The organism is Streptomyces sp. NPDC052773, from assembly GCF_044547145.1.
Lineage (GTDB): Bacteria > Actinomycetota > Actinomycetes > Streptomycetales > Streptomycetaceae > Streptomyces.
Genome location: NZ_JBITZX010000001.1, coordinates 1016912 through 1040105 on the forward strand (window position 1 = coordinate 1016912; position 23194 = coordinate 1040105).

At 71.3% G+C, this 23194-nt stretch carries 19 protein-coding genes and 1 pseudogene; 11 read left to right on the forward strand and 9 right to left on the reverse strand.

Features of this window, described 5'->3' with window-relative positions; genetic code table 11:
* The first annotated feature begins 3 nt into the window (after window positions 1–3).
* A complete protein-coding gene (locus ACIG0D_RS04685) occupies window positions 4–1221 on the forward strand; it encodes an MFS transporter (RefSeq protein WP_399796232.1) in 1218 nt (405 codons plus the stop codon).
* Window positions 1222–1255: 34 nt separating this feature from the next.
* On the opposite strand, the gene ACIG0D_RS04690 is transcribed toward ACIG0D_RS04685, so the two are convergent.
* Complete coding sequence (locus ACIG0D_RS04690; RefSeq protein WP_399796233.1) at window positions 1256–1720, reverse strand: MarR family winged helix-turn-helix transcriptional regulator; 465 nt, start codon at window positions 1718–1720, stop codon at window positions 1256–1258.
* A 61-nt stretch (window positions 1721–1781) separates the two neighbouring features.
* On the opposite strand from ACIG0D_RS04690, the gene ACIG0D_RS04695 reads away from it, so the two are divergent.
* The gene (locus tag ACIG0D_RS04695) at window positions 1782–2291 is read left to right on the forward strand and encodes an SgcJ/EcaC family oxidoreductase (protein WP_399796235.1); all 510 of its coding nucleotides are present in this window, start codon (window positions 1782–1784) and stop codon (window positions 2289–2291) included.
* A gap of 73 nt (window positions 2292–2364) precedes the next feature.
* Here the strand turns inward: ACIG0D_RS04695 and ACIG0D_RS04700 are convergent, their stop codons facing one another.
* The 3 genes from ACIG0D_RS04700 to ACIG0D_RS04710 form a co-directional block, all read right to left on the reverse strand.
* Entirely contained in the window at window positions 2365–4119 is a 1755-nt protein-coding gene (locus tag ACIG0D_RS04700; RefSeq protein ID WP_399796237.1) for an NAD+ synthase, read from the reverse strand.
* Between the two features lie 94 nt (window positions 4120–4213).
* Complete coding sequence (locus ACIG0D_RS04705) at window positions 4214–4837, reverse strand: DUF305 domain-containing protein (protein WP_399796238.1); 624 nt, start codon at window positions 4835–4837, stop codon at window positions 4214–4216.
* Window positions 4834–5499 carry a DUF3105 domain-containing protein gene (locus tag ACIG0D_RS04710; protein ID WP_399796239.1) on the reverse strand — a complete coding sequence of 222 codons (666 nt, stop codon included), beginning with the start codon at window positions 5497–5499 and terminating at the stop codon, window positions 4834–4836. Before ACIG0D_RS04710 ends, ACIG0D_RS04705 begins: the two co-directional genes overlap by 4 nt.
* A gap of 356 nt (window positions 5500–5855) precedes the next feature.
* Between ACIG0D_RS04710 and glnA the strand changes: the two genes are divergently transcribed.
* Window positions 5856–7217 carry a type I glutamate--ammonia ligase gene (gene glnA / locus ACIG0D_RS04715; protein WP_165997807.1) on the forward strand — a complete coding sequence of 454 codons (1362 nt, stop codon included), beginning with the start codon at window positions 5856–5858 and terminating at the stop codon, window positions 7215–7217.
* Between the two features lie 95 nt (window positions 7218–7312).
* Window positions 7313–7501, forward strand: a pseudogene (locus ACIG0D_RS04720) (N-acetyltransferase); the annotation flags it as partial.
* A gap of 48 nt (window positions 7502–7549) precedes the next feature.
* On the opposite strand, the gene ACIG0D_RS04725 reads toward ACIG0D_RS04720, so the two are convergent.
* Both ACIG0D_RS04725 and ACIG0D_RS04730 read right to left on the reverse strand, forming a co-directional pair.
* Window positions 7550–7999, reverse strand: coding sequence for a VOC family protein (locus ACIG0D_RS04725; RefSeq protein WP_399796360.1), 450 nt, complete (start codon window positions 7997–7999; stop codon window positions 7550–7552).
* Between the two features lie 43 nt (window positions 8000–8042).
* Window positions 8043–8561: a pyridoxamine 5'-phosphate oxidase family protein gene (locus tag ACIG0D_RS04730; protein WP_399796240.1), complete on the reverse strand. Its 519-nt coding sequence runs from the start codon at window positions 8559–8561 to the stop codon at window positions 8043–8045.
* A gap of 191 nt (window positions 8562–8752) precedes the next feature.
* Between ACIG0D_RS04730 and ACIG0D_RS04735 the strand changes: the two genes are divergently transcribed.
* The gene (locus ACIG0D_RS04735; protein ID WP_399796241.1) at window positions 8753–11752 is read left to right on the forward strand and encodes a bifunctional [glutamine synthetase] adenylyltransferase/[glutamine synthetase]-adenylyl-L-tyrosine phosphorylase; all 3000 of its coding nucleotides are present in this window, start codon (window positions 8753–8755) and stop codon (window positions 11750–11752) included.
* A gap of 118 nt (window positions 11753–11870) precedes the next feature.
* Here ACIG0D_RS04735 and ACIG0D_RS04740 read toward each other — a convergent pair whose 3' ends face one another.
* Window positions 11871–12947 carry a DMT family transporter gene (locus tag ACIG0D_RS04740; RefSeq protein WP_399796242.1) on the reverse strand — a complete coding sequence of 359 codons (1077 nt, stop codon included), beginning with the start codon at window positions 12945–12947 and terminating at the stop codon, window positions 11871–11873.
* A 92-nt stretch (window positions 12948–13039) separates the two neighbouring features.
* Here ACIG0D_RS04740 and ACIG0D_RS04745 point away from each other — a divergent pair, with 92 nt between their 5' ends.
* The gene (locus ACIG0D_RS04745; protein ID WP_399796361.1) at window positions 13040–13924 is read left to right on the forward strand and encodes a LysR family transcriptional regulator; all 885 of its coding nucleotides are present in this window, start codon (window positions 13040–13042) and stop codon (window positions 13922–13924) included.
* A 56-nt stretch (window positions 13925–13980) separates the two neighbouring features.
* Here ACIG0D_RS04745 and ACIG0D_RS04750 read toward each other — a convergent pair whose 3' ends face one another.
* Both ACIG0D_RS04750 and ACIG0D_RS04755 read right to left on the reverse strand, forming a co-directional pair.
* Window positions 13981–14871, reverse strand: coding sequence for a phosphatase PAP2 family protein (locus ACIG0D_RS04750; protein ID WP_399796243.1), 891 nt, complete (start codon window positions 14869–14871; stop codon window positions 13981–13983).
* Between the two features lie 164 nt (window positions 14872–15035).
* Window positions 15036–16070, reverse strand: a complete 1035-nt coding sequence (locus ACIG0D_RS04755) for a LacI family DNA-binding transcriptional regulator (RefSeq protein WP_365759978.1) — start codon at window positions 16068–16070, stop codon at window positions 15036–15038.
* Between the two features lie 400 nt (window positions 16071–16470).
* Here ACIG0D_RS04755 and ACIG0D_RS04760 point away from each other — a divergent pair, with 400 nt between their 5' ends.
* The 5 genes from ACIG0D_RS04760 (at window position 16471) to ACIG0D_RS04780 (ending at window position 23107) form a co-directional block, all read left to right on the forward strand.
* Window positions 16471–17739, forward strand: coding sequence for an extracellular solute-binding protein (locus tag ACIG0D_RS04760; protein ID WP_399796244.1), 1269 nt, complete (start codon window positions 16471–16473; stop codon window positions 17737–17739).
* Window positions 17740–17835: 96 nt separating this feature from the next.
* Window positions 17836–18837: a carbohydrate ABC transporter permease gene (locus ACIG0D_RS04765; RefSeq protein WP_399796245.1), complete on the forward strand. Its 1002-nt coding sequence runs from the start codon at window positions 17836–17838 to the stop codon at window positions 18835–18837.
* Window positions 18838–18850: 13 nt separating this feature from the next.
* Window positions 18851–19762, forward strand: coding sequence for a sugar ABC transporter permease (locus ACIG0D_RS04770; RefSeq protein WP_399796246.1), 912 nt, complete (start codon window positions 18851–18853; stop codon window positions 19760–19762).
* Window positions 19763–19926: 164 nt separating this feature from the next.
* Window positions 19927–21609 (forward strand): glycoside hydrolase family 13 protein, encoded by a 1683-nt coding sequence (locus ACIG0D_RS04775; protein ID WP_399796247.1) that lies wholly within the window; start codon window positions 19927–19929, stop codon window positions 21607–21609.
* A 118-nt stretch (window positions 21610–21727) separates the two neighbouring features.
* Window positions 21728–23107, forward strand: a complete 1380-nt coding sequence (locus ACIG0D_RS04780) for an alpha-amylase family protein (RefSeq protein ID WP_399796248.1) — start codon at window positions 21728–21730, stop codon at window positions 23105–23107.
* The last annotated feature ends 87 nt before the right edge of the window (window positions 23108–23194 follow it).

Genomic DNA, 23194 nt, shown 5'->3' on the forward strand with positions numbered 1-23194 from the left:
TCCATGCCCCTGGCCCTGCTCGCCCTGGCCGTAGGTGCCTTCGGTATCGGCACGACCGAGTTCGTGATGATGGGCCTGCTGCCCGACGTCGCGGCCGACCTGCACATATCCATCCCCAGCGCCGGCCACCTGGTCTCCGCGTACGCCCTCGGCGTCGTCATCGGCGCCCCGCTGCTCGCGGCGCTCACCGCGCGCATGTCCCGCCGCACGGTCCTCATCGGGCTCATGGTCCTCTTCGTCGCGGGCAACGCCCTCTCGGCGTTCGCCCCCGACGAGCACTACCTGCTGGCCGCCCGCTTCCTCAGCGGCCTCCCGCACGGCGCCTTCTTCGGCGTCGGGGCCGTCGTGGCCACCACCCTGGTCAGCCCGGAACGCAAGGCCCGCTCGGTCTCCCTGATGTTCCTCGGCCTGACCGTCGCCAACATCGCCGGCGTCCCCGCCGCCACCCTCGTCGGCCAGCACCTCGGCTGGCGCGCCACCTTCCTCGGCGTCAGCGTGATCGGCCTGGCGGCGATCGCCTCCCTCGCCCTGCTGATCCCGCGCGACAGCACGCAGACCCCCGCGACCGGCCTGCGCGGCGAACTGGCCGCACTGCGCTCCCTCCCGGTCTGGCTCGCCCTCGGCACCACGGTCGCGGGCTTCGGCGCGCTCTTCGCCGCCTACAGCTACATCACCCCGATGCTCACGGACTCCGCGGGCTACGCCGAGACCAGCGTGACCGTCCTGCTGGCCCTCTTCGGCGTCGGCGCGACGATCGGCAACCTCCTCGGCGGCCGGCTCGCCGACCACGCCATGCGCGCCACCCTGTTCGGCGGCCTGCTCTCCCTCGCCGCGGTCCTCGCGGCCTTCCCCCTGCTGATGCGCACGCCGTGGACGGCGGCCCTGGCGGTGGCCCTCCTCGGCACCGCCGCCTTCGTCACCGGCTCCCCGCTCCAGCTGATGGTCATGGAGAAGGCCGCCGCGGCCCCGTCCCTGGCCTCCTCCGCCAACCAGGCCGCCTTCAACCTCGCCAACGCCGGCGGCGCCTGGATCGGCGGCCTCGCCCTCGCCGCGGGCTTCGGCACCACCTCCCCGGCCCTCGCCGGCGCCCTCCTCGCCGTCCTCGGCCTCGCGGTCGCGGCGACGGCCTACACGGTGGACCGCCGCACGGCCCCGCACACCGGCCGGGAACGCCTGGTGGCGGGCCATGTGCCGGCGGAGACGGAGTCGGTGCGCGGCTGAGCGGCCGGACGGCCGGGCGGGCCACCCGGAGCTCTCACCGCCCTTCCGTGAGAGCCTGGGTGGCCTCCTGCTGGACCCGGGCCGAGCGGTGGAGGAAGTCGAGGATGACGGAGAGTTCCGTGTCCGAGTAATCCGCGTACAACTCGCTCAGACGGTCCGCGAAGGGGGCGAAGAGGGGCTCGAACCGGGCCTCGACGCCGGGCACCACCTCGACGTTCACCCGCCTGCCGTCCTGCGCGTCCTTCACTCTGCGGGCGAAGCCCTTGCGCTCCAGCCGGTCGACCAGCCCGGTCACGGACGCCGGTGCCAGCCCGGTCAGCTCGCCCAGCTCGCCCGCGCTGAGCGCGCCCGAGCGCTGGAGCAGATCGAGCGTCTTCTCCTCGACCGCGCTGAGACCCACCCGCTCGCTGACCGCCGCGTGATACATGACGGCGGCGTTGCTGTGCGTCCGTCCCGCCTCACGGAGCGCGGCGAGAAGTTCCTCCCTTGACGGTGCCATCGTCCCTCCATATATTTAGTTCGGCCGAACGAAATAATAACACGGAGGGGGAGGACCGAGCATGGACGACACCCGTGAGACGGAGATCCGCGCACTTTTCGCGGAGTACTGCAGGACCTGGACGGAAGGCGACTCCGCAGGTTTCGGCCGACTGTTCACGAAGGACGCCGACTACGTCTCCTACGACGGCAGTTGGGCGGCCGGAGTCACCCGCCTCCAGGACAACCACGACAAGCTGTTCCGCGGCGTCATCGCCGGCTCGGCGATGGTCGGCGAGATCGAGTCGCTGCGCTTCGTCACCGACTCCGTGGCCGTGCTGGTGGGAAACGGCTCGGTCCTCATGCCCTGGCGCAGCAAGCTGCCGAAGCGGCGCCTGTCCCGGCAGGTCATCGTGTGCGTCCGCACGCCGGAGGGCTGGCGGATAGCGGCCATCCAGAACGGCCGTCAGCGCCCGGTGACCATCCCCGAACCGGACTCGATGCCCTCCAGGATGTCCCAGGCCCTGACCCGGCTCGCCCGGCGCCTCGGCGTGGGCCGGGCACGCGAGGTCACGCTGCCGGGTCTGTCCTAGTACGGACGCGCCCGGGCCGCGAGCCCACGGCCCGGACCGCGCCCCGGCGTCACCCCGCAGGGGCGCGCCGCCGCTACGCCGTCTCCCGCCACCCGTTCGTGATCGGCAGCCGCCGGTCCTTGCCGAAGCCCTTGGGGGAGATCTTGGTCCCCGGCGGGTACTGGCGGCGCTTGTACTCGGCGGTGTCCACGAGGCGGAGGGTGCGGGTCACCAGGTCCGGGTCGAAGCCGGCCGCGGCGATGGTGTCGGCGCCGTCGTCGCGGTCGACGTAGCGCTCCAGGATGGCGTCGAGGACGGGGTAGTCCGGCAGGGAGTCGCTGTCGACCTGACCGGGGCGGAGCTCGGCACTCGGCGGCTTGGTGATGGAGTTCTCCGGGATGGGCGGTGTCTCGCCGCGTTCCTCGGCGGCGCGGTTTCGCCACTTCGCGAGGCGGAAGACCGAGGTCTTGTAGACGTCCTTGATGGGGCCGTACGCGCCGACCGAGTCGCCGTAGAGCGTCGAGTAGCCCACCGCCAGCTCGGACTTGTTGCCGGGCGCCAGCACGATGTGGCCCTCCTGGTTGGAGATGGCCATCAGGAGGGTGCCGCGCAGGCGGGACTGGAGGTTCTCCTCGGCGAGGCCGGTGAGGGCGAGCGCGTCCATGTACGCGTCGAACATGGGGGCGATCGGGACGGTGCGGAAGTTGAGGCCGGTGCGCCGGGCGAGTTCCGCCGCGTCGCCCTTCGAGTGCTCGGAGGAGTACTTCGAGGGCATCGAGACGCCGTACACGTTCTGCGCGCCCACCGCGTCGCAGGCGATCGCCGCGACCAGCGCGGAGTCGATGCCGCCGGACAGGCCGATCAGGACGGACCGGAAGCCGTTCTTGACGACGTACGCGCGCAGGCCCGTGACCAGGGCCTGGTACACCTCCTCGTCGTCGTCGAGACGGTCCGCGTAGCCGCCGGTGTACTGCGGTTCGTACGCCGGGAGGGGGTCCTCGGAGAGGACCAGGCGGTCGACGCGCAGGCCGTCGTCGACCAGGCCGTCCGGGGCGTCGGGGGCCGCGGCGGGCAGGTCCAGGTCGACGACCAGGCACTCCTCGGCGAACTGGGCGGCCCGGGCCACGACCTCGCCGCCCGCGTCGACCACGATCGAGTCGCCGTCGAAGACCAGATCGTCCTGCCCGCCCATCATGGCGAGGTAGGCGGTGGTGCAGCCGGCCTCCTGAGCCCGCTTGCGGACCAGCTCCAGGCGGGTGTCGTCCTTGTCGCGCTCGTAGGGCGAGGCGTTGACCGAGATCAGCAGGCCCGCCTTCGCGGAGCGGGCCGCCGGGACCCGGCCGCCCTCCTGCCACAGGTCCTCGCAGATGGCGAGGGCGATGTCGACGCCGTGCAGCCGCACCACCGGCATGGTGTCGCCGGGCACGAAGTAGCGGAACTCGTCGAAGACGCCGTAGTTCGGCAGGTGGTGCTTGGCGAAGGTGAGCACCACCTCGCCGCGGTGCAGCAGCGCCGCCGCGTTCTGCGGGGCGCCGGCCGGCTGGCCGTACTTCGGCTGGGCGGTCTCGCAGCGGTCCAGGTAGCCGACGAGGACCGGCAGCTCGCCGAAGCCCTCCTCGGCGAGGCGCGCGGCGAGCGTGCGCAGGGCCGCGCGGGACGCCTCGACGAAGGAGGGGCGCAGGGCCAGGTCCTCGACGGGATACCCGGTCAGCGCCATCTCCGGGAACACCACGAGGTGCGCTCCCCGGTCGGCGGAGTGCCGGGTCCAGCGGAGGATCGCCTCCGCGTTCCCGGCGAGGTCGCCGACGCGCGAGTCGATCTGGTTCAGGGCGAGGCGAAGTTGAGGCACGCGCCCAGTGTAATCGTCAAAACGACGCGATGGGGGTGCGGCGGGTGGCCCGGCCCACGCGCGCGGCGGTCCACCCGGCGGGCGGCCGGGCGGCTCAGCGCGCCTTCGCGCCGCGCTCGGCCAGCATGTCGGCCATCAGGTCGATCTCCGACTGCTGAGCGTCGACCATGCCCTGGGCCAGGTCCTTCTCCACCTTCACCGTGCACCGCTCGACACAGCCCTCGGCCATGTGGATGCCGCCCTTGTGGTGGTCGGTCATCAGCCGGAGGAAGTAGACCTCGGCGGCCTTGCCGTTGAGCTCGCCCAGCTTCGCCATCTCGGCGTCGGTCGCCATGCCCGGCATCAGCGAGCCGTCGCCCTCGGACGGCGCGTCGCCCATGCCCATCCAGCTCATCGGCGGCTTCGCGGACACCTTCGGCAGGCCCCACAGGTCGAGCCAGCCCAGCAGCATGCCGCGCTGGTTGGCCTGGGTCTGCGCGATGTCGTACGCGAGGCGGCGCACCTCCTCGTCGTCGGTGCGGTCGCGCACGATGTACGACATCTCCACGGCCTGCTGGTGGTGGACGGCCATGTCGCGGGCGAAGCCGGCGTCCGCGGACTCGGCGGCGGGCACCTCGGCCGCCTCGCCGTCCGAGGCGACCGCGTAGGTGATCGCGCCGGCCGCGACGAGCACCGCCGCCGCGGCGCCCGCGATCCAGCCGGCCTGCGCCTGCGTCACTGCGCCAGTCCGCCCGTGCAGGCGGCGCCCTTCTCGGGGGTCTGCGCGCCCTGCACGAAGGTCTGGAAGAACTTGTCCACGTTCGGGTCGTCCGCGCCGGTCACCGCCCGCTGGTGGCCCCAGGCCGTCAGCATGATCGGGTCCTTCTGCTCCTCGTTCGGGCTCATCAGCGTGTACGGCGTCTTCTTGACCTTCTCGGCCAGCTTCTCGACGTCGGCCTTGTCGGCCTTGCTGGTGTACGTCACCCAGACCGCGCCGTGCTCCAGCGAGTGCACGGCGTTCACGTTGTTCAGTTCCTCGGTGTAGACGTCGCCGTTGCAGTTCATCCACGCCTGGTGGTGGTCGCCGCCCACCGGGGGCTCCACGTCGTACTTCACGTCCGTCTTGACGTGGTTGCGGGACAGCGTCCCCTCCCACTTCCTCACCCCGTCCGCGGCGGTGACGAACTTGCCCGTGGTCTTGTCGTCGCTCGCCCGCTCGTCCGAGCCGTCGGACTGCGACCGTACGAGCACGACACCGCCGACGACCAGAGCGGCGACGATCACCACGCTGGCGCCGATGGTGAGGAGCCGGTTGCGACGCTCGCGGGCCTGCTCGGCGCGCCGCATCTCGGCTATGCGCGCCTGGCGCGCGGCACTGCTCTTGTTCTTGGCGGAACCCATGGGGCCGGCCCTTCTGGGAGGCGGGAGACGGACGGGTGCGCTGATCGTAATGGGGTACACCGGTGATCTTGTAGGGAGGTCATAGGAATGCCTGCGGAATGGCCCGATCCGCACGCGCCCCGCCGGACCCCGCTCCGGGTGCCCGGGCGGCCATTACGGATGTCGGTGCGAGCAGGCAAGATGGGCATGAGCGCCGTACACCTGCCGTACCCGAGCCGTTCAGAGCGGGGTCGGCCGGCCGATCAAGGTCCGCAACGCGCATGAAATGGTGTTGTGGTGGGATGCTCAGGTGCCCGACCGCCTCCCGGTGGTGCGCGGGGCAGGCGGCCTGACCAGCAAGGATGGGGAAGCGGAAGATGGACAAGCAGCAGGAGTTCGTGCTCCGGACGTTGGAGGAGCGCGACATCCGGTTCGTACGCCTGTGGTTCACGGACGTGCTGGGCTTCCTCAAGTCCGTTGCCGTGGCCCCGGCCGAGCTCGAGCAGGCCTTCGACGAGGGCATCGGCTTCGACGGCTCCGCGATCGAGGGCTTCGCCCGGGTCTACGAGTCCGACATGATCGCCAAGCCGGACCCGTCCACCTTCCAGGTGCTGCCCTGGCGCGCGGAGGCCCCCGGCACCGCCCGGATGTTCTGCGACATCCTCATGCCGGACGGCTCCCCGTCCTTCGCGGACCCGCGCTACGTCCTCAAGCGCGCCCTGGCCCGCACCTCCGACCTGGGCTTCACCTTCTACACGCACCCCGAGATCGAGTTCTTCCTGCTGAAGGACCGTCCGCTGGACGGCTCCCGCCCCACCCCGGCCGACAACTCGGGCTACTTCGACCACACCCCGCAGAACATCGGCATGGACTTCCGCCGCCAGGCGATCACCATGCTGGAGTCCATGGGCATCTCGGTCGAGTTCTCCCACCACGAGGGCGCGCCCGGCCAGCAGGAGATCGACCTGCGCTACGCCGACGCGCTGTCCACGGCGGACAACATCATGACGTTCCGCCTGGTCATGAAGCAGGTGGCGCTCGAGCAGGGCGTGCAGGCGACGTTCATGCCGAAGCCTTTCTCCGAGCACCCCGGCAGCGGCATGCACACCCACCTGTCCCTCTTCGAGGGCGACCGCAACGCCTTCTACGAGTCGGGCGCCGAGTACCAGCTCTCCAAGGTCGGCCGCTCCTTCATCGCGGGCCTGCTGCGCCACGCGGCGGAGATCTCCGCCGTCACCAACCAGTGGGTGAACTCCTACAAGCGCATCTGGGGCGGCTCCGAGCGCACCGCCGGCGCGGGCGGCGAGGCCCCCTCCTACATCTGCTGGGGCCACAACAACCGCTCGGCCCTGGTCCGCGTCCCGATGTACAAGCCGGGCAAGACCGGCTCCGCCCGGGTCGAGGTCCGCTCCCTCGACTCCGGCGCCAACCCCTACCTCGCCTACGCCGTCCTGCTGGCCGCCGGCCTCAAGGGCATCGAGGAGGGCTACGAACTCCCGCCGGGCGCCGAGGACGACGTCTGGGCCCTGTCCAACGCCGAGCGCCGCGCGATGGGCATCGAACCCCTCCCGCAGAACCTCGGCGAGGCCCTGACCCTCATGGAGAGCAGCGACCTGGTCGCCGAGACCCTCGGCGAGCACGTCTTCGACTTCTTCCTGCGCAACAAGCGGCAGGAGTGGGAGGAGTACCGCAGCGAGGTCACGGCGTTCGAGCTGCGGAAGAACCTGCCGGTGCTGTAGGCGCGGACCGGCGCGGTTCCGCTCCGGTGCGGTTCCCCTGAGGCGGGCGGTGGCAGACCGTCCGCACCAGGGGGCCGGCTCCGGATTCGTGGCGTCTGCGTATCCGGCAACCGGACGACGACGCCCTCCGCGACTGGCAGCACGTCCGCAACACGGTCATCCCCACCCACCTGCTGTCCCCTGACGAGATACGCGAGCGCGCCCGGCGCCATCACCCGGAGGTCGCGTATCTCGGGGACGAACCGGTGGGGTGCAGCACGGTGCGTCCGCCGGAGGGCGACACGATCCCGTGGATCGACCTGCGTCTAGTCCGAACCGCCGGCGGCGGCCGGCTACTGCTGCTGCTTGCGCGCCAGTTCCGCCAGGACCTGGTACAGCGGTTCCTTGGCGCGGCGGCGGTACTCCTGAATCGTCCAGCCGTTGCCGTCGGGGTCTTTGAAGTACATGAAGGTGGCGCCGTCGTCGGGGGCGTAGCGGACCGGCTCGGAGACCTCCAGGCCGCGGCCGACCAGCTCGGCCCGGGCCGCCTCGATGTCGGCCACGCACAGCTGGAGGCCCTGGTAGGAGCCGGGGGCCGGCTTGGGTCCCTTGGTCAGTTCCCAGACGCTGTCGCCGAGGGCGATGGAGCAGCCGGAGCCGGGCGGGGTCAGCTGGACGATGCGCATGCCCGGCATGACCTCCTGGTCGACGTCGACGTGGAAGCCGACCTTGTCGCGGTAGAAGTCCCGGGCGCGGTCGATGTCGCTCACGGGCAGTGGGATGACTTCGAGGGTCAGGGCCATGTCCATCACGTGACTCCTTCGTCGACGCGGGTCTCGTACGGGCCTACGCACCGAACCGCCATCTCGTCTGGCTGAACGGCTGTCCCTTACCGAAGCCGAAAACCGTGCGCGGCGCCACCGAGTAGACGACGGCGTGTCCGGGGCCGTGGTGGAAGAACCCGTCCCGGACCTCGAAGTGCCAGAACGCGCCGTACTTCTCCTCCCACGCCGCCGCCAGCTCGCGCAGCCGCCCGTCGTCCGTGACGCGGACCGCCTCGCCCTCGACCACCAGGTCGTAGCCCCGGTCCCAGGTGTTCGTGCCGGTCGTCAGCACGACCTGCGGGTTCGCCGCCAGGTTGCGGGCCTTGCGTTCCTCCGGCCCGGTGCAGAAGTGCAGCGCACCCGCCGACCAGACCGCCGGGAGCGGGGTCACGTGCGGGCGGCCGTCCGGCCGTACCGTCGAGATCCAGAACAGCTCGGCCCCGGCGAGCAGCTTCTCGGCCTCCGGCCACGGGGTCGCGGAGGCCGTCTCGTCGCTGTAGCGCGGATCCAGGTGCGTCCGCGGGTGTCCCTCGGTCGTCATGGGCGTCCTCCCGGCACTTGCTCCGACCCGTCCCCCCAGCGCGTCCTCCCGCGCTCACCGGTACAGACCCCGTCCACCCCCCGAACTCATCGGAGCCCGCGCACACGGCTGCGGTTAGGCTCGGCTCGTACGACAGTGATCTCGTACGCGACGCGTCGCCGTACGAGGGTGACCGGGAACGGGAGGCTGGGATGACGGCGCCGGGGCGCAGGAGCAGTACCTTCACGCGGCTGCTGCGGCACGGCTTCACCGACGCCACCTCCGCCGAGCGGCTGCTGGACAGCCCCGAGCTGGCACCCGTGCGCGACGACCCGGTCCTGCTGGAGGCACTGGGCGCCACCGCCGACCCCGATCTCGCCCTGCGGGGGCTCGTCCGGCTGCTGGAGGCCCAGCCGGACCCGGCCGCCCGCCGGAAACTGCTCGACACGGTCATAGCGGCCAAGCCGCTGCGCGACCGGCTGCTCGGCGTGCTCGGCGCGTCCGCCGCGCTCGGCGAGCACCTGGCCCGGCACGCGGGGGACTGGCAGGCGCTGGCCATGTACGAGCCGCGGGATCTGCACCCGGGCGTGGAGGAGTTCGAGCGGGGGCTGGCCGAGGCCGGGGACCCCGTCGCGCTGCGGGTCGCCTACCGCCGCTGTCTGCTGTCCATCGCCGCCCGCGACGTGTGCGGCACGACCGACGTCGCCGAGACCGCCGCCGAGCTGGCCGACCTGGCCACCGCCACCCTGCGCGCCGCGCTCCGGCTGGCGCAGGCCGCCGCGCCCGAGGACGCCGCGCTGTGCCGGCTCGCGGTGATCGCGATGGGCAAGTGCGGCGGGCACGAGCTGAACTACGTCTCCGACGTGGACGTCATCTTCGTCGGCGAGGCCGTGGACGGCGCCGACGAGAGCAAGGCCCTCAAGGCCGCCACCAAGCTCGCCTCGCATCTGATGCGGATCTGCTCCGAGACCACCGTCGAGGGCTCGATCTGGCCGGTCGACGCGAATCTGCGGCCCGAGGGACGCAACGGGCCGCTCGTGCGCACGCTCTCCAGCCACCTCGCCTACTACCAGCGCTGGGCCAAGACCTGGGAGTTCCAGGCCCTGCTCAAGGCCCGGCCCGTCGCCGGCGACCGGGAGCTGGGGGAGCAGTACGTCGCCGCCCTCGAACCCCTCGTGTGGCAGGCCGCCGAGCGGGAGAACTTCGTCGCCGACGTACAGAAGATGCGGCGGCGGGTCGTCGAGAACATTCCGGCCGCCGAGGTCGAGCGCGAGCTGAAGCTGGGGCCGGGCGGACTGCGGGACGTCGAGTTCGCCGTCCAGCTGCTCCAGCTCGTGCACGGGCGGGCCGACGCCTCCCTGCGCAGCGGCACCACCCTCGACGCGCTGCGGGCGCTGGCCGCCGGCGGGTACGTGGGGCGCGCGGACGCCGCCCAGCTGGAGGACGCGTACCGCTTCCTGCGGTCCATGGAGCACCGCATCCAGCTCTACCGGCTGCGCCGCACCCACCTCGTCCCCGAGGACGAGGCCGACCAGCGGCGGTTCGGCCGGTCGCTCGGCCTGCGCACCGACCCGGTCGGCGAGCTGAACCGCGAGTGGAAGCGGCACGCGGCCGTCGTACGGCGGCTGCACGAGAAGCTGTTCTACCGGCCGCTGCTCGACGCGGTCGCCCAGCTCGCCCCCGGCGAGGCCCGGCTGAGCCCCGAGGCCGCGCGGGAACGGCTCGTCGCGCTCGGGTACGCCGACCCCGCCTCCGCCCTGCGCCACCTGGAGGCGCTGGCCTCCGGCGTGTCCCGCAAGGCCGCCATCCAGCGCACCCTGCTGCCGGTGCTGCTCGGCTGGTTCGCGGACTCCGCCGACCCGGACGCGGGCCTGCTGAACTTCCGCAAGGTGTCCGACGCGCTCGGCAAGACGCCCTGGTACCTGCGGCTGCTGCGCGACGAGGGCGCCGCCGCGCAGAACCTCGCCCGGGTGCTGTCCGCCGGCCGGCTCGCGCCCGACCTGCTGATGCGCGCGCCCGAGGCGGTCGCGCTGCTCGGCGACGGCGACGGCGGCGGTGGCCTGGAGCCGCGCGGGCGCGCCCACCTGGAGCAGGAGATCCTGGCCGCCGTGGGCCGCGCCGTCAGCGGCGAGCAGGCGGTCACCGCGGCGCGCGGCGTCCGCCGCCGCGAGCTGTTCCGTACGGCCGCCGCCGACATCGTCGGCTCCTACGGCACCGAGGACCGCCCCGTCGAGGCCGACCAGGGCGCCCTGGTGGACCGGGTCGGCGCGGCCGTGTCCGACCTGACCGCCGCGACCCTCGCCGGGACCCTGCGCGCGGTGGTCCGCGACAACTGGGGCGACGAGCTGCCGACCCGGTTCGCCGTCATCGGCATGGGCCGCTTCGGCGGCCACGAACTCGGCTACGGCTCCGACGCGGACGTGCTGTTCGTGCACGAGCCGCGTGAGGGCGTCGACGAGCGGGAGGCCGGACAGGCCGCGAACCGGGTCGTCTCCGAGATGCGCCGCCTGCTCCAGATCCCCAGCGCCGACCCGCCCCTGCTGATCGACGCCGACCTGCGCCCGGAGGGCAAGTCCGGGCCGCTGGTCCGCTCCCTGAAGTCGTACGAGGCCTACTACCGCCGCTGGTCCCTGGTCTGGGAGTCCCAGGCGCTGCTGCGGGCCGAGCCGGTCGCCGGGGACGCGGACCTGGGGCGCCGGTTCGTCGAGCTGATCGACCCGCTGCGCTATCCGGCGCGCGGCCTCGACGACGACGCCGTACGCGAGATCCGGCGCCTGAAGGCCCGCATGGAGTCCGAGCGGCTGCCACGGGGCGTCGACCCCAAGCTGCACGCCAAGCTGGGGCCGGGCGGACTGTCCGACGTCGAGTGGACCGTCCAGCTCCTCCAGATGCGGCATGGCGCCGCCCACGAGGCGCTGCGCACCACCCGGACCCGCGAGGCGCTGGCGGCGGCCCGCGAGGCCGGTCTGATCTCCGCCGAGAACGCGGCGATCCTCGACGAGGCATGGGTGCTGGCCACCCGCGTCCGCAACGCGGTCATGCTGGTCCGGGGCCGTGCCGGGGACACCTTCCCGTCGGACCCGCGCGAACTGGCCGCGGTGGGGCGGTACCTGGGCTACGGCCCCGGACACGTGGGCGACATGCTCGACGCCTACCGGCGTACGACGCGCAGGGCGCGGGGCGTGGTGGAGGAGCTGTTCTACGGGGCGTGAGCGACCCTGCGGGAGCGGCGCGCCGGGGTTTCCGCACAGGGGTGGCGGGCGGCGGGGTTCTTGGGCGGCGCGGTGGCGGGCGCCGCGCTTCCGGGCTCTGGGGGGCGGGCGTCGGTGTTCAGGGCGCCGAGGTGGTGGGTGTGGTGGCGGCGGGCGCCGCGGTTCTCCGGCGCCCGGTGTCGGGGGCCGGGGTCGTGGGCGCGGAGGCGGCAGGCGCCTGGGTCCCGGGCCCCGCGGATTCGGGCGCCGCAGTGACGGGCGTGGAGGCGGCAGGCACCGTGGTCGCGGACGCCGCGGTTGCGGGCGCCGGAGCCTCGGGCGTCGTTCCCCGCGCGGCGGGGATGCGCCGGGTCAGCGCCACCCCCAGCAGGACGACCACCATCCCCGCCACCACCCGAGCGCCGACCTCCTCGCCCAGCACCAGCGCTCCCAGCGCCACCGACACCACCGGCAGCAGATAGCCGACCGTGGCCGCGCTCGTGGGGCCCTCGTCGGCGATGAGGCGGTAGTTGAGGTAGAAGGTGACGCCGGTGCCGAGCACGCCGAGGGCGGTGACCGCGAGCAGCGCGGTGGCATCGGCGTCCAGCGGGCCGGCCACCGGCAGGGCGAACGCGCTCCACCCGGTGGCGGTGAGGAGCTGGGCCGCCGACAGCGCCAGCGGGGCCCGGCGGTCGGTGAGATGCCGGGCCATGTACGCGAACGCCACGGCGTAGCTCGCGGCGGCGGCCAGCAGCGCCGCCGCGCCCCAGCCGAGCAGTCCCGAACGCTGCCACGGCGCGAAGATCAGCACCGCACCGGCGAAGCCGAGCAGCAGCCCGGCCAGGCGAACGCGGCCCAGGCCGCGGTCGGTGCCGAGCAGGACGCCGATCAGCAGGGACCACAGCGGGGTCGTCGCGTTCAGGACACCCGCGACCCCCGAGTCGACGGTCTGCTCACCCACGCTGAACAGGGCGAACGGCAGGGCGTTGCAGAACAGCGCGGCGATCACGAGTCGCCTCCAGGTGGCCCGGTCGCGGGGCAGCCGCTGACCGGCCCAGCGGGCCAGGACCAGCAGGACGGCGGTGCCGAGCACACAGCGGGCGATGGTGATCTGGGCGGGGGAGAGACCGTGGTCGAGGGCGAGCTTGATCCACAGGAAGCCGGAGCCCCAGAGGAGGGCGAGGGCGGCCATGCGGAGGCTGGAGGCGAGGGGCATGGCATCTACGCTCGACCTTGGCCCACTTCAGGACAAGTGAAAAGTTCTGGAGACTGGTTAAGCTGAGCTACATGCAGCTTGATGTGCGACGGATGCAGGTCCTGCGGGCCGTGGTCGGCACCGGCTCGGTGACCGCGGCGGCGGTGCGGCTTGGGTACACCCCCTCCGCGATCAGCCAGCAGATCGCCGCGCTGGAGAAGGAGGCCGGCGCGGCCCTGCTGGAGCGAGTGGGACGCGGGGTACGGCCCACGGCGGCGGGCCTGCTGCTGACCGAGCACGCCGACGCCATCGCCCGGCAGGTCGCCGAGGCCGAGACCGCGCTCGCCGACCTGCTGGCGGGGCGCACCGGGCGCCTGTCGGTGCGGTACTTCGCCACGGCGGGCGCGGCGCTGGTCGCCCCGGCGGTGGCGCGGCTGCGGGAGCTGCACCCCGGAGTGCAGGTGGAACTGCGGCTCGCGGACCCCCAGGACCCCCTCGCGGACGTCCGGGAGGGCCGGGCGGACCTGGCGCTGGTGGTGGGCGGGGAGGGCGCCCCGGACGGCGTACGCCTGCTGCGCCTCCTGGACGACCCCTACCTCGCCGTACTGCCCAAGGGGCACCCGCTGGCCGCCCGCCGGAGCGTGGACCTCGCGGAGCTGGCCGAGGAACCGTGGGTGGGCAGCGAGTGGCCCGGCCCGTGCCTCGACGCCCAGCTCGCGGCCTGCGCCGCCGCGGGCTTCCGGCCCCGCTTCGTCGTCGACAGCGAGGACTACCTCACCGCTCAGGGCTTCGTCGCCGCGGGCCTCGGCGTCACGCTGATCCCCCGCCTGGGCCTCGGCGCCCCCCACCCGGACGTCACCGTGCGCCGCCTGAAGGCCCCCACCCCGTCCCGCACCATCCTGGCCGCCGTCCGTCCCTCAGCGCCCCCGCAACCGGCCCTGGCGGCCTTCACCGACGCTCTGAGGGAGGCGGCGCGGGCGGGCACGACGCCGGAGTAGCCGGGCCGGGCCCCGGAGGTCACGAGACTCCGGGCAGCGAAAGGCCGCGGTGCGGGTTACGCCTTCGTGGGGAGGACGGCCCGCCGCCTCGACGCGGAGGCCGGGCTCGGGACCAGGCGGGGCAGGGCGTGCGGCAGGGCGCCGTACCAGCTGCGGGCCACGGTGTAGCCGAAGCCGAGACAGAGGACGCCGCCGACCGCGTCGAGCCAGAAGTGGTTGGCGGTGGCGACGATGACGACCAGCGTGGCCGCCGGGTACACCACCCCCAGCACCCGCACCCACGGCACCCGCGCGAGCGCGAAGATCGTCACGCCGCACCACAGGGACCAGCCGATGTGCATGGAGGGCATCGCGGCGTACTGGTTGGACATGTTCTTCAGATCGCCGGACGCCATCGAGCCCCAGGTCTGGTGGACCAGGACGGTGTCGATGAAGCCGCCGCCGTTCATCAGGCGGGGCGGGGCCAGCGGATACAGGTAGTAGCCGACCAAGGCGACGCCCGTGGTCGCGAACAGCACCAGGCGGGTCGCCGCGTAGCGGCCGGGATGGCTGCGGTAGAGCCACACCAGCACACCCAGCGTCACCACGAAGTGCAGTGTCGCGTAGTAGTAGTTCATGCCCACGATCAGCCAAGTCACGGCGTTGACCGTGTGGTTGACGGACTGCTCCACGGCGATGCCGAGTTGCTGCTCGGCCTTCCAGATCCAGTCCGCGTTGCGCAGCGCCTCCGCCTTCTGCTCCGGTACGGCGTTGCGGATCAGCGAGTACGTCCAGTAGCTCACCGCGATCAGCAGGATCTCGAACCACAGCCGGGGGCGGCGCGGGCTGCGCAGCCGGCGCAGTACGCTACGCGCGGTCTGACCCGATTCGTCCGTGACGTCGTCCGCGACGTGTTGCGGAACGGCCTCGGCGCGGCCTTCCGGTGTCGTCACGGTCGTCTCACTCATGAGCACAGAGTCTGCCAGACAATCGTTCCCCTCCCGATCATCCCCCGGTCGGGTTCGGGCCGCACGTTCTCCACCCGGCGGACACCGCGCCGTACTACGCGCGCACGGCGCCCGCGTCCGCGCGCTCCGCCCCGCGGAGGACGTATCGCCGGCTTACGGCCGACTTACGGACGATTCCGGTTCACCGGTGCCGAAGCGGTCGAACCGCGCACCACCAGCTCCGGCATGAACACGAACTCGCTGTGCGGCGCCGGCGTCCCGCCGATCTCCTCCAGCAGCGTGCGCACCGCGGCCTGCCCCATGGCCGGCACCGGCTTGCGGATGGTGGTCAGCGGCGGATCGGTGAAGGCGATCAGCGGGGAGTCGTCGAAGCCGACGACGGAGATGTCCTTCGGTACGTCCAGCCCGCGCTGCCGGGCCGCGCGTATCGCGCCCAGCGCCATCATGTCGCTGGCGCACACCACCGCGGTGCAGTCCCGGTCCATCAGTGCCGACGCGGCGGCCTGCCCGCCCTCCAGGGTGTACAGCGAGTGCTGGATCAGCTCCGTCTCGACCGTCTCGGCGGACAGCCCCAGCTGGTCCTGCACGGCCCGCACGAACCCCTCGATCTTGCGCTGCACCGGCACGAACCGCTTGGGGCCGAGCGCCAGGCCGATCCGGGTGTGGCCGAGCGAGACCAGGTGCGTGACCGCGAGCGTCATCGCCGCGCGGTCGTCGGGGGAGATGAACGGCGCCTGCACCTTCGGCGAGAAGCCGTCGACGAGGACGAAGGGCACGCCCTGCGCCCGCAGCTGCTCGTAGCGCTGCATGTCGGCGGTGGTGTCGGCGTGCAGTCCGGAGACGTAGATGATGCCCGCGACGCCGCGGTCCACCAGCATCTCGGTCAGCTCGTCCTCGGTCGAGCCGCCGGGGGTCTGGGTGGCGAGCACCGGGGTGTAGCCCTGCCGGGTCAGCGCCTGGCCGATGACCTGGGCGAGGGCCGGGAATATCGGGTTCTCCAGCTCCGGCGTGATCAGCCCGACCAGGCCGGCGCTGCGCTGCCGCAGCCGCACCGGGCGCTCGTAGCCCAGCACGTCGAGCGCGGCCAGCACCGACTGGCGGGTGGTGGCGGCGACGCCCGGCTTCCCGTTGAGGACGCGGCTGACGGTCGCCTCGCTCACCCCCGCCTGCGCAGCGATGTCCGCAAGCCGTGTGGTCACAGGGTGCGACTGTACCGGCCAGGTCTCCCCTTGCCCACCAAACGGACGCCGGGTGCGAGCGGTTGACCGGCGCGCTGCGGGTTGCTGCGACATGGCGTCCCCTCATTGAAACGAACGGCAAGAGCTTGCAAGTCTTGCACAACACGGTCCGTGCCCGCTCAACCCCGTAGAACAACGGTCTCGCAGCGGTCTACGACATGTCACGTCCGGATAACTTCGGTGATGCCTTGCACTTTTTTTCTGCAAGGTCTTTCGCAACTATTGCATCGCTGTTACGTTCACGTCGCCCGGCGGCGGCAACGGCGCGGTCGGCAAGTCGACAGGGAGTGGCAGACGGGGCCGCGCCCTGTCAGGGCCCCAGGTGGCCCACCACACGGGCTTTCACCCTCAAGGAGAACTCATGCGGCGTGGCATAGCGGCCACCGCGCTGGTGGCGTCCCTCGCTCTCGCGGCGACGGCCTGCGGCGGCGACGACAGCAGCGACAGCTCGAACGGGCCGGTCACCATCACCTGGTGGGACACCTCCAACGCGACCAACGAGGCGCCGACGTACAAGGCCCTGCTCAAGGAGTTCGAGGCCGCCAACAAGGACATCAAGGTCAAGTACGTCAACGTGCCCTTCGACCAGGCGCAGAACAAGTTCGACACGGCCGCCGGCTCCAAGGGCGCCCCGGACGTGCTGCGCTCCGAGGTCGGCTGGACCCCGGCGTTCGCGAAGAAGGGCTTCTTCCTGCCGCTGGACGGCACCGAGGCCCTCGCCGAGCAGGACAAGTTCAAGCCCAACCTGATCGAGCAGGCCAAGTACGAGGGCAAGACCTACGGCGTCCCCTTCACCACGGACACCCTCGCCCTCGTCTACAACAAGGAACTGTTCGAGAAGGCCGGCGTCGAGGCCCCCAAGACCTGGGACGACCTGAAGAAGGCCGCCGCCACGATCAAGGCCAAGACCGGCGTCGACGGCTACTGGGGCTCCACCCAGGCCTACTACGCCCAGTCCTTCCTCTACGGCGAGGGCGCCGACACCGTCGACGTCGACGCCAAGAAGATCACGGTCACCTCGCCCGCCGCCAAGAAGGGCTACGCCACCTGGCAGTCCCTGTTCGACGGCAAGGGCCTGCACAAGGCCGACACCACCGCCGACGCCTACGCCCACATCCAGGAGGCGTTCGTCAACGGCAAGGTCGCCTCGATCATCCAGGGCCCGTGGGAGATCACGAACTTCTACAAGGGTTCCGCCTTCAAGGACAAGGGCAACCTGGGCATCGCCACCGTCCCGGCCGGCTCCACCGGCAAGGCGGGCGCCCCGACCGGCGGCCACAACCTGTCCGTCTACGCGGGCTCGGACGAGGCGCACCAGAAGGCCGCGCTGAAGTTCGTGAACTTCATGACCTCGGCGAAGGCCCAGGAGACCATCGCCCTGAAGAACAACACGCTGCCGACGCGCGACGACGCCTACACCGCCAAGGTCAAGGCCGACCCGGGCATCGCCGGCTACCAGACGGTGCTCGCCGCCGCCCAGCCGCGCCCCGCGCTGCCCGAGTACAGCTCGCTGTGGACCCCGCTCGACGACGAGCTGCTGAAGATCGCCGGCGGCAAGGTGTCCCTGGACGAGGGTCTGGGCAACGCTGAGACCGCGATCGCCAAGCTGGTCCCGGACTTCAGCAAGTAAGCCCGCGTGGCCGCCGGATCCTCCAGTACAGAGGGGGAAGGACCCGGCGGCCATCGGCCTGTGAGCCGTATCGGAACTTCCAGAAGGTGTCGAACCATGACAGTCGCCATCGACCGTGCGACCGGCAAGCGGAGCGGTGACCGCGGTCCCCGGCCCGGCCTGGGCCGCCGTCTCAAGAACAGCTACCAGAAACACTGGTACGCCTACGCGATGATCGCCCCGGTGGTCGTCGTGCTCGGCGCCCTGGTGCTGTACCCCCTGGGCTACGGCCTCTACCTGACGCTCACCGACGCCGACAGCCTGAACTCGGCCCGCACCATCGGCGTCAACGAGATCGAGGCCACCTACAAGTTCATCGGGTTCGACAACTACGCCGACATCCTCTGGGGCGAGACGGCCTACGACCGCTTCTGGTCCCACTTCATCTGGACCGTCTTCTGGACGGCCGCCTGCGTCGCCCTGCACTACTCCATCGGTCTCGGCCTCGCCCTGCTGCTCAACCAGAAGCTGCGCGGGCGCACCTTCTACCGGCTGATCCTGGTCCTGCCGTGGGCCGTGCCGACCTTCGTCACCGTCTTCGGCTGGCGCTTCATGCTCGCCGACACCGGCATCATCAACTCCGCCCTCGACTTCCTGCACCTGCCGAGCCCGGCCTGGCTGGAGGACACCTTCTGGCAGCGGTTCGCCGCGATCATGGTGAACACCTGGTGCGGTGTGCCGTTCATGATGGTCTCGCTGCTCGGCGGCCTCCAGTCGATCGACAGCACCCTGTACGAGGCCGCCGAGATGGACGGCGCGAGCCGCTGGCAGCAGTTCCGCTACGTCACCCTGCCCGGCCTGCGCTCGGTCAGCTCCACCGTGGTCCTGCTCGGCGTCATCTGGACGTTCAACCAGTTCGCCATCATCTTCCTGCTGTTCGGCAACACCGCCCCCGACGCGCAGATCCTCGTCACCTGGGCCTACCAGCTCGGCTTCGGACAGCAGCCGCGCGAGTTCGCCGAATCGGCCGCCTACGGCATCCTGCTGCTGGGCATCCTGATCGTCTTCACCTCCTTCTACCGCCGCTGGCTGAACCGCGATGAGCAAGCCGCGATCTGAGGCAGGAGCCCCCATGAGCACCACGACCATCACCAAGTCCGCCGCCGCGGACCAGGCCGGCCCCGCCCCCGCAGCACCGGGCAAGGTGCGCCTGCGCAGCGAGCGCAGCCTCGGCAGGACCCTCGTCTCCCACGGCCTGCTCACCGTCGCGAGCCTGATCGCCCTCTTCCCGATCGTCTGGCTGGTCTTCCTGTCCCTCGGCCCGGACAAGGACGACTATCTGCACCCCGGGCGCATCTGGTCGACGATGACCCTGGACAACTACAGCTTCGTGCTCCAGGAGACGAACTTCTTCGACTGGCTGAAGAGCACGCTGATCGTCTCGCTCGGCACCACCGTCATCGGCGTGATGATCGCGGCCACCACCGGCTACGCGGTCTCCCGGATGCGCTTCCCCGGCTACAAGAAGTTCATGTGGGTGCTGCTGTGCACCCAGATGTTCCCGATCGCCGTGCTGATCGTGCCGATGTACCAGATCCTGTCGGAGCTCCAGCTCATCGACACCTACCTCGGCCTGATCCTCGTCTACTGCTCCACCGCGGTCCCGTACTGCGCGTGGCTGCTCAAGGGGTACTTCGACACCATCCCCTTCGAGATCGACGAGGCCGGCCGGGTCGACGGGCTCTCCCCGTTCGGCACCTTCTTCCGGCTGATCCTGCCGCTCGCCCGGCCGGGCCTGGCCGTCGCCGCGTTCTACAGCTTCATCACCGCCTTCGGCGAGGTCGCCTTCGCCACCACGTTCCTGCTGGACGACGAGAAGTACACCTTCGCCGTCGGCCTGCAGAGCTTCGTCAGCGAGCACGACGCCCAGCGCAACCTGATGGCCGCGACCGCGGTGCTCATCGCCATCCCGGTGTCCGCGTTCTTCTACCTCGTGCAGAAGAACCTGGTGACCGGACTCACCGCGGGCGGCACCAAGGGCTGACGCCCGTCACCGAGACTCCCGCGCCCTGTCCGCGCGGGTGGCGGCCCGGCCGCGGTGTCCATCCGACCCCGCTGTCACCGAGGCCGGGCCGCCTCGTCACCCCACGCCCCCGCCGCCGTACCCACGCCTCCATGACCTCGAATCGGTTACAGATCAAGGACGCCATGAGCCAGCACACTGCCGACCCGGCACCGAACTCCGCCGTCGCCACCGTCGCCAAGCGCCGCGACTGGTGGCGGGACGCGGTGATCTACCAGGTCTATCCGCGCAGCTTCGCCGACAGCGACGGCGACGGCATGGGCGACCTGGAGGGCGTACGCTCCCGCCTGCCGTATCTGCGTGATCTCGGCGTGGACGCGGTGTGGCTCAGCCCCTTCTACGCCTCCCCGCAGGCCGACGCCGGATACGACGTCGCCGACTACCGGGCCGTCGACCCCATGTTCGGCAACCTCCTGGACGCCGACGCGCTGATCCGCGACGCGCACCGGCTGGGCCTGCGCATCATCGTCGACCTGGTGCCCAACCACTCCTCCGACCAGCACGAGTGGTTCAAGCGCGCCGTCGCGGAGGGCCCCGGCTCCCCGCTGCGGGACCGCTACCACTTCCGCCCCGGCAAGGGGGAGAACGGCGAACTGCCGCCCAACGACTGGGAGTCCATCTTCGGCGGCCCCGCCTGGACCCGGGTCACCGAGCCCGACGGCACCCCCGGCGAGTGGTACCTGCACCTGTTCGCCCCCGAGCAGCCCGACTTCAACTGGGACCACCCGGCGGTCGGCGACGAGTTCCGCTCGATCCTGCGCTTCTGGCTGGACATGGGCGTCGACGGCTTCCGCATCGACGTCGCCCATGGCCTGGTGAAGGCCGAGGGCCTGCCCGACCTGGGCTCCCACGACCAGCTGAAGCTGCTGGGCAACGATGTCATGCCGTTCTTCGACCAGGACGGCGTGCACGAGATCTACCGCCAGTGGCGGCTGATCCTCGACGAGTACGCCGGTGAGCGCATTTTCGTCGCCGAGGCGTGGACGCCGACCGTCGAGCGCACCGCCAACTACGTGCGCCCCGACGAGCTGCACCAGGCCTTCAACTTCCAGTACCTGGGCACCGAGTGGGACGCTAAGGAGCTGCGCACCGTCATCGACCGCACCCTGGAGGCCATGCGCCCGGTCGGCGCCCCCGCCACCTGGGTGCTGTCCAACCACGACGTCACCCGGCACGCCACCCGGTTCGCCAACCCGCCCGGCCTCGGCACCCAGATCCGCACCGCCGGCGACCGCGAACTCGGCCTGAAGCGCGCCCGCGCGGCGACCCTGCTGATGCTGGCGCTGCCCGGCTCGGCCTACATCTACCAGGGTGAGGAGCTGGGCCTGCCGGACGTCGTCGACCTGCCCGACGAGGTGCGCCAGGACCCGGCGTACTTCCGCGGCGCGGGCCAGGACGGCTTCCGCGACGGCTGCCGGGTGCCGATCCCGTGGACCCGCACCGGACCGTCGTACGGCTTCGGCAGCGGCGGAAGCTGGCTGCCGCAGCCCGCCGAGTGGGCCGAGCTGAGCGTGGAGGCGCAGACCGGGGTGCCCGGTTCCACCCTGGAGCTGTACCGCAGCGCGCTCGCCGTCCGCCGCGAGCAGCCGGACCTCGGCGCCGGCGACTCCGTGGAGTGGCTGAAGGCGCCCGAGGGCGTCCTGGCCTTCCGCCGCGGGGAGTTCGTCTGCGTCGCCAACACCGGCGGCGAGTCGGTGACGACCCCGGCGTACGGGCGGCTGCTGCTCGCCAGCGGTGAGGTGCTGGAGGGCGACGGCGACGTGAAGGTGCCCGCCGACACCACCGTGTGGTTCAGCACGGCTGTGTAACTTCTTGCAGCAACTTCCGACGGCCCGCTGCCCTTTTGGGCAGCGGGCCTTTAACATCTGGCCACCGCAAGGTTTCTGCAAGATTTCAACGACCCCTTCGATGGTGAAGGAACCCCACATGGCCATCAGCAGAACCGTTTCGGGCGCTCTCGCGCTCGCCGCGGCGGCCGCCTTCCTGGCACCCGCCACCGCCGCCCACGCCGCCCCTCCCGGCACCAAGGACGTCACCGCCGTCCTCTTCGAGTGGAACTTCGCCTCCGTGGCGAAGGAGTGCACCAACCGCCTCGGCCCCGCCGGCTACGGCTACGTGCAGGTCTCCCCGCCCGCCGAGCACATACAGGGGTCCCAGTGGTGGACCTCCTACCAGCCGGTCAGCTACAAGATCGCCGGACGGCTCGGCGACCGCACCGCCTTCAAGAACATGGTCGACACCTGTCACGCGGCCGGCGTGAAGGTCGTCGTCGACACCGTCATCAACCACATGGCGGCCGGCAATGGCACCGGCACCGGCGGCTCGTCGTACACGAAGTACAACTACCCCGGCCTGTACTCGTCGTACGACTTCGACAACTGCACCGCGCAGATCTCCAACTACGCCGACCGCTGGCACGTCCAGAACTGCGAACTCGTCGGCCTGGCCGACCTCGACACCGGCGAGAACTACGTGCGCGGCGCGATCGCCGGGTACATGAACGACCTGCTCTCGCTCGGCGTGGACGGCTTCCGCATCGACGCCGCCAAGCACATGGACGCCGCCGACCTTGCGAACATCAAGTCGCGGCTGAGCAACCCGTCCGTGTACTGGAAGCAGGAGGTCATCTACGGCGCCGGCGAGGCCGTCCAGCCCACCGAGTACACCGGCAACGGCGACGTCCAGGAATTCCGCTACGCCTACGACCTCAAGCGCGTCTTCAACAACGAGAACCTCGCCTACCTCAAGAACTACGGCGAGGGCTGGGGCTACCTGAACAACGGGGTCGCGGGCGTCTTCGTCGACAACCACGACACCGAGCGCAACGGCTCCACCCTCAGCTACAAGGACGGCGCCAACTACACCCTGGCCAACGTCTTCATGCTGGCCTGGCCCTACGGCGCCCCCGACATCAACTCCGGCTACGAGTTCACCGACCACGACGCCGGCCCGCCCAACAACGGCCGGGTCGACGCCTGCTGGCAGGCCGGCTGGAAGTGCCAGCACGCCTGGCCCGAGATCGAGCGCATGGTCGCCTTCCGCAACGCCACCCGCGGCACCGCGGTCACCAACTGGTGGGACAACGGCGGCGACGCGATCGCCTTCGGCCGTGGGAGCAAGGGATACGTGGCCATCAACCACGAGGCGTCCTCCCTGACCCGCACCTACCAGACCTCGCTGCCCGCCGGCACGTACTGCGACGTGCAGAGCAACAAGACGGTGACGGTGAACTCCAGCGGCCAGTTCACCGCCACCCTGGGCTCGAACACCGCGCTGGCGATATACGCCGGCAAGTCGAGCTGCTAGCGGAGCGACCGGACAAGGGTTGTGAAACTTCTTTCCGTTGGTTTCACGACCCTTGCTGCAACACTTGCGCGGCGCTACCGTCGCGCC

Excerpts from the sequence above, each read along its gene's own strand:
- ACIG0D_RS04685 (WP_399796232.1), top strand. The coding sequence starts at position 4 with ATGCCCCTGGCCCTGCTCGCCCTGGCCGTAGGTGCCTTCGGTATCGGC.
- ACIG0D_RS04695 (WP_399796235.1), top strand. The coding sequence starts at position 1,782 with ATGGACGACACCCGTGAGACGGAGATCCGCGCACTTTTCGCGGAGTAC.
- ACIG0D_RS04775 (WP_399796247.1), top strand. The coding sequence starts at position 19,927 with ATGAGCCAGCACACTGCCGACCCGGCACCGAACTCCGCCGTCGCCACC.
- glnA (WP_165997807.1), top strand. The coding sequence starts at position 5,856 with ATGGACAAGCAGCAGGAGTTCGTGCTCCGGACGTTGGAGGAGCGCGAC.
- ACIG0D_RS04740 (WP_399796242.1), bottom strand. The coding sequence starts at position 12,947 with ATGCCCCTCGCCTCCAGCCTCCGCATGGCCGCCCTCGCCCTCCTCTGG.
- ACIG0D_RS04760 (WP_399796244.1), top strand. The coding sequence starts at position 16,471 with ATGCGGCGTGGCATAGCGGCCACCGCGCTGGTGGCGTCCCTCGCTCTC.
- ACIG0D_RS04750 (WP_399796243.1), bottom strand. The coding sequence starts at position 14,871 with ATGAGTGAGACGACCGTGACGACACCGGAAGGCCGCGCCGAGGCCGTT.
- ACIG0D_RS04735 (WP_399796241.1), top strand. The coding sequence starts at position 8,753 with ATGACGGCGCCGGGGCGCAGGAGCAGTACCTTCACGCGGCTGCTGCGG.
- ACIG0D_RS04770 (WP_399796246.1), top strand. The coding sequence starts at position 18,851 with ATGAGCACCACGACCATCACCAAGTCCGCCGCCGCGGACCAGGCCGGC.
- ACIG0D_RS04765 (WP_399796245.1), top strand. The coding sequence starts at position 17,836 with ATGACAGTCGCCATCGACCGTGCGACCGGCAAGCGGAGCGGTGACCGC.
- ACIG0D_RS04710 (WP_399796239.1), bottom strand. The coding sequence starts at position 5,499 with ATGGGTTCCGCCAAGAACAAGAGCAGTGCCGCGCGCCAGGCGCGCATA.
- ACIG0D_RS04780 (WP_399796248.1), top strand. The coding sequence starts at position 21,728 with ATGGCCATCAGCAGAACCGTTTCGGGCGCTCTCGCGCTCGCCGCGGCG.
- ACIG0D_RS04730 (WP_399796240.1), bottom strand. The coding sequence starts at position 8,561 with ATGACGACCGAGGGACACCCGCGGACGCACCTGGATCCGCGCTACAGC.
- ACIG0D_RS04745 (WP_399796361.1), top strand. The coding sequence starts at position 13,040 with ATGCAGGTCCTGCGGGCCGTGGTCGGCACCGGCTCGGTGACCGCGGCG.
- ACIG0D_RS04725 (WP_399796360.1), bottom strand. The coding sequence starts at position 7,999 with ATGGCCCTGACCCTCGAAGTCATCCCACTGCCCGTGAGCGACATCGAC.
- ACIG0D_RS04690 (WP_399796233.1), bottom strand. The coding sequence starts at position 1,720 with ATGGCACCGTCAAGGGAGGAACTTCTCGCCGCGCTCCGTGAGGCGGGA.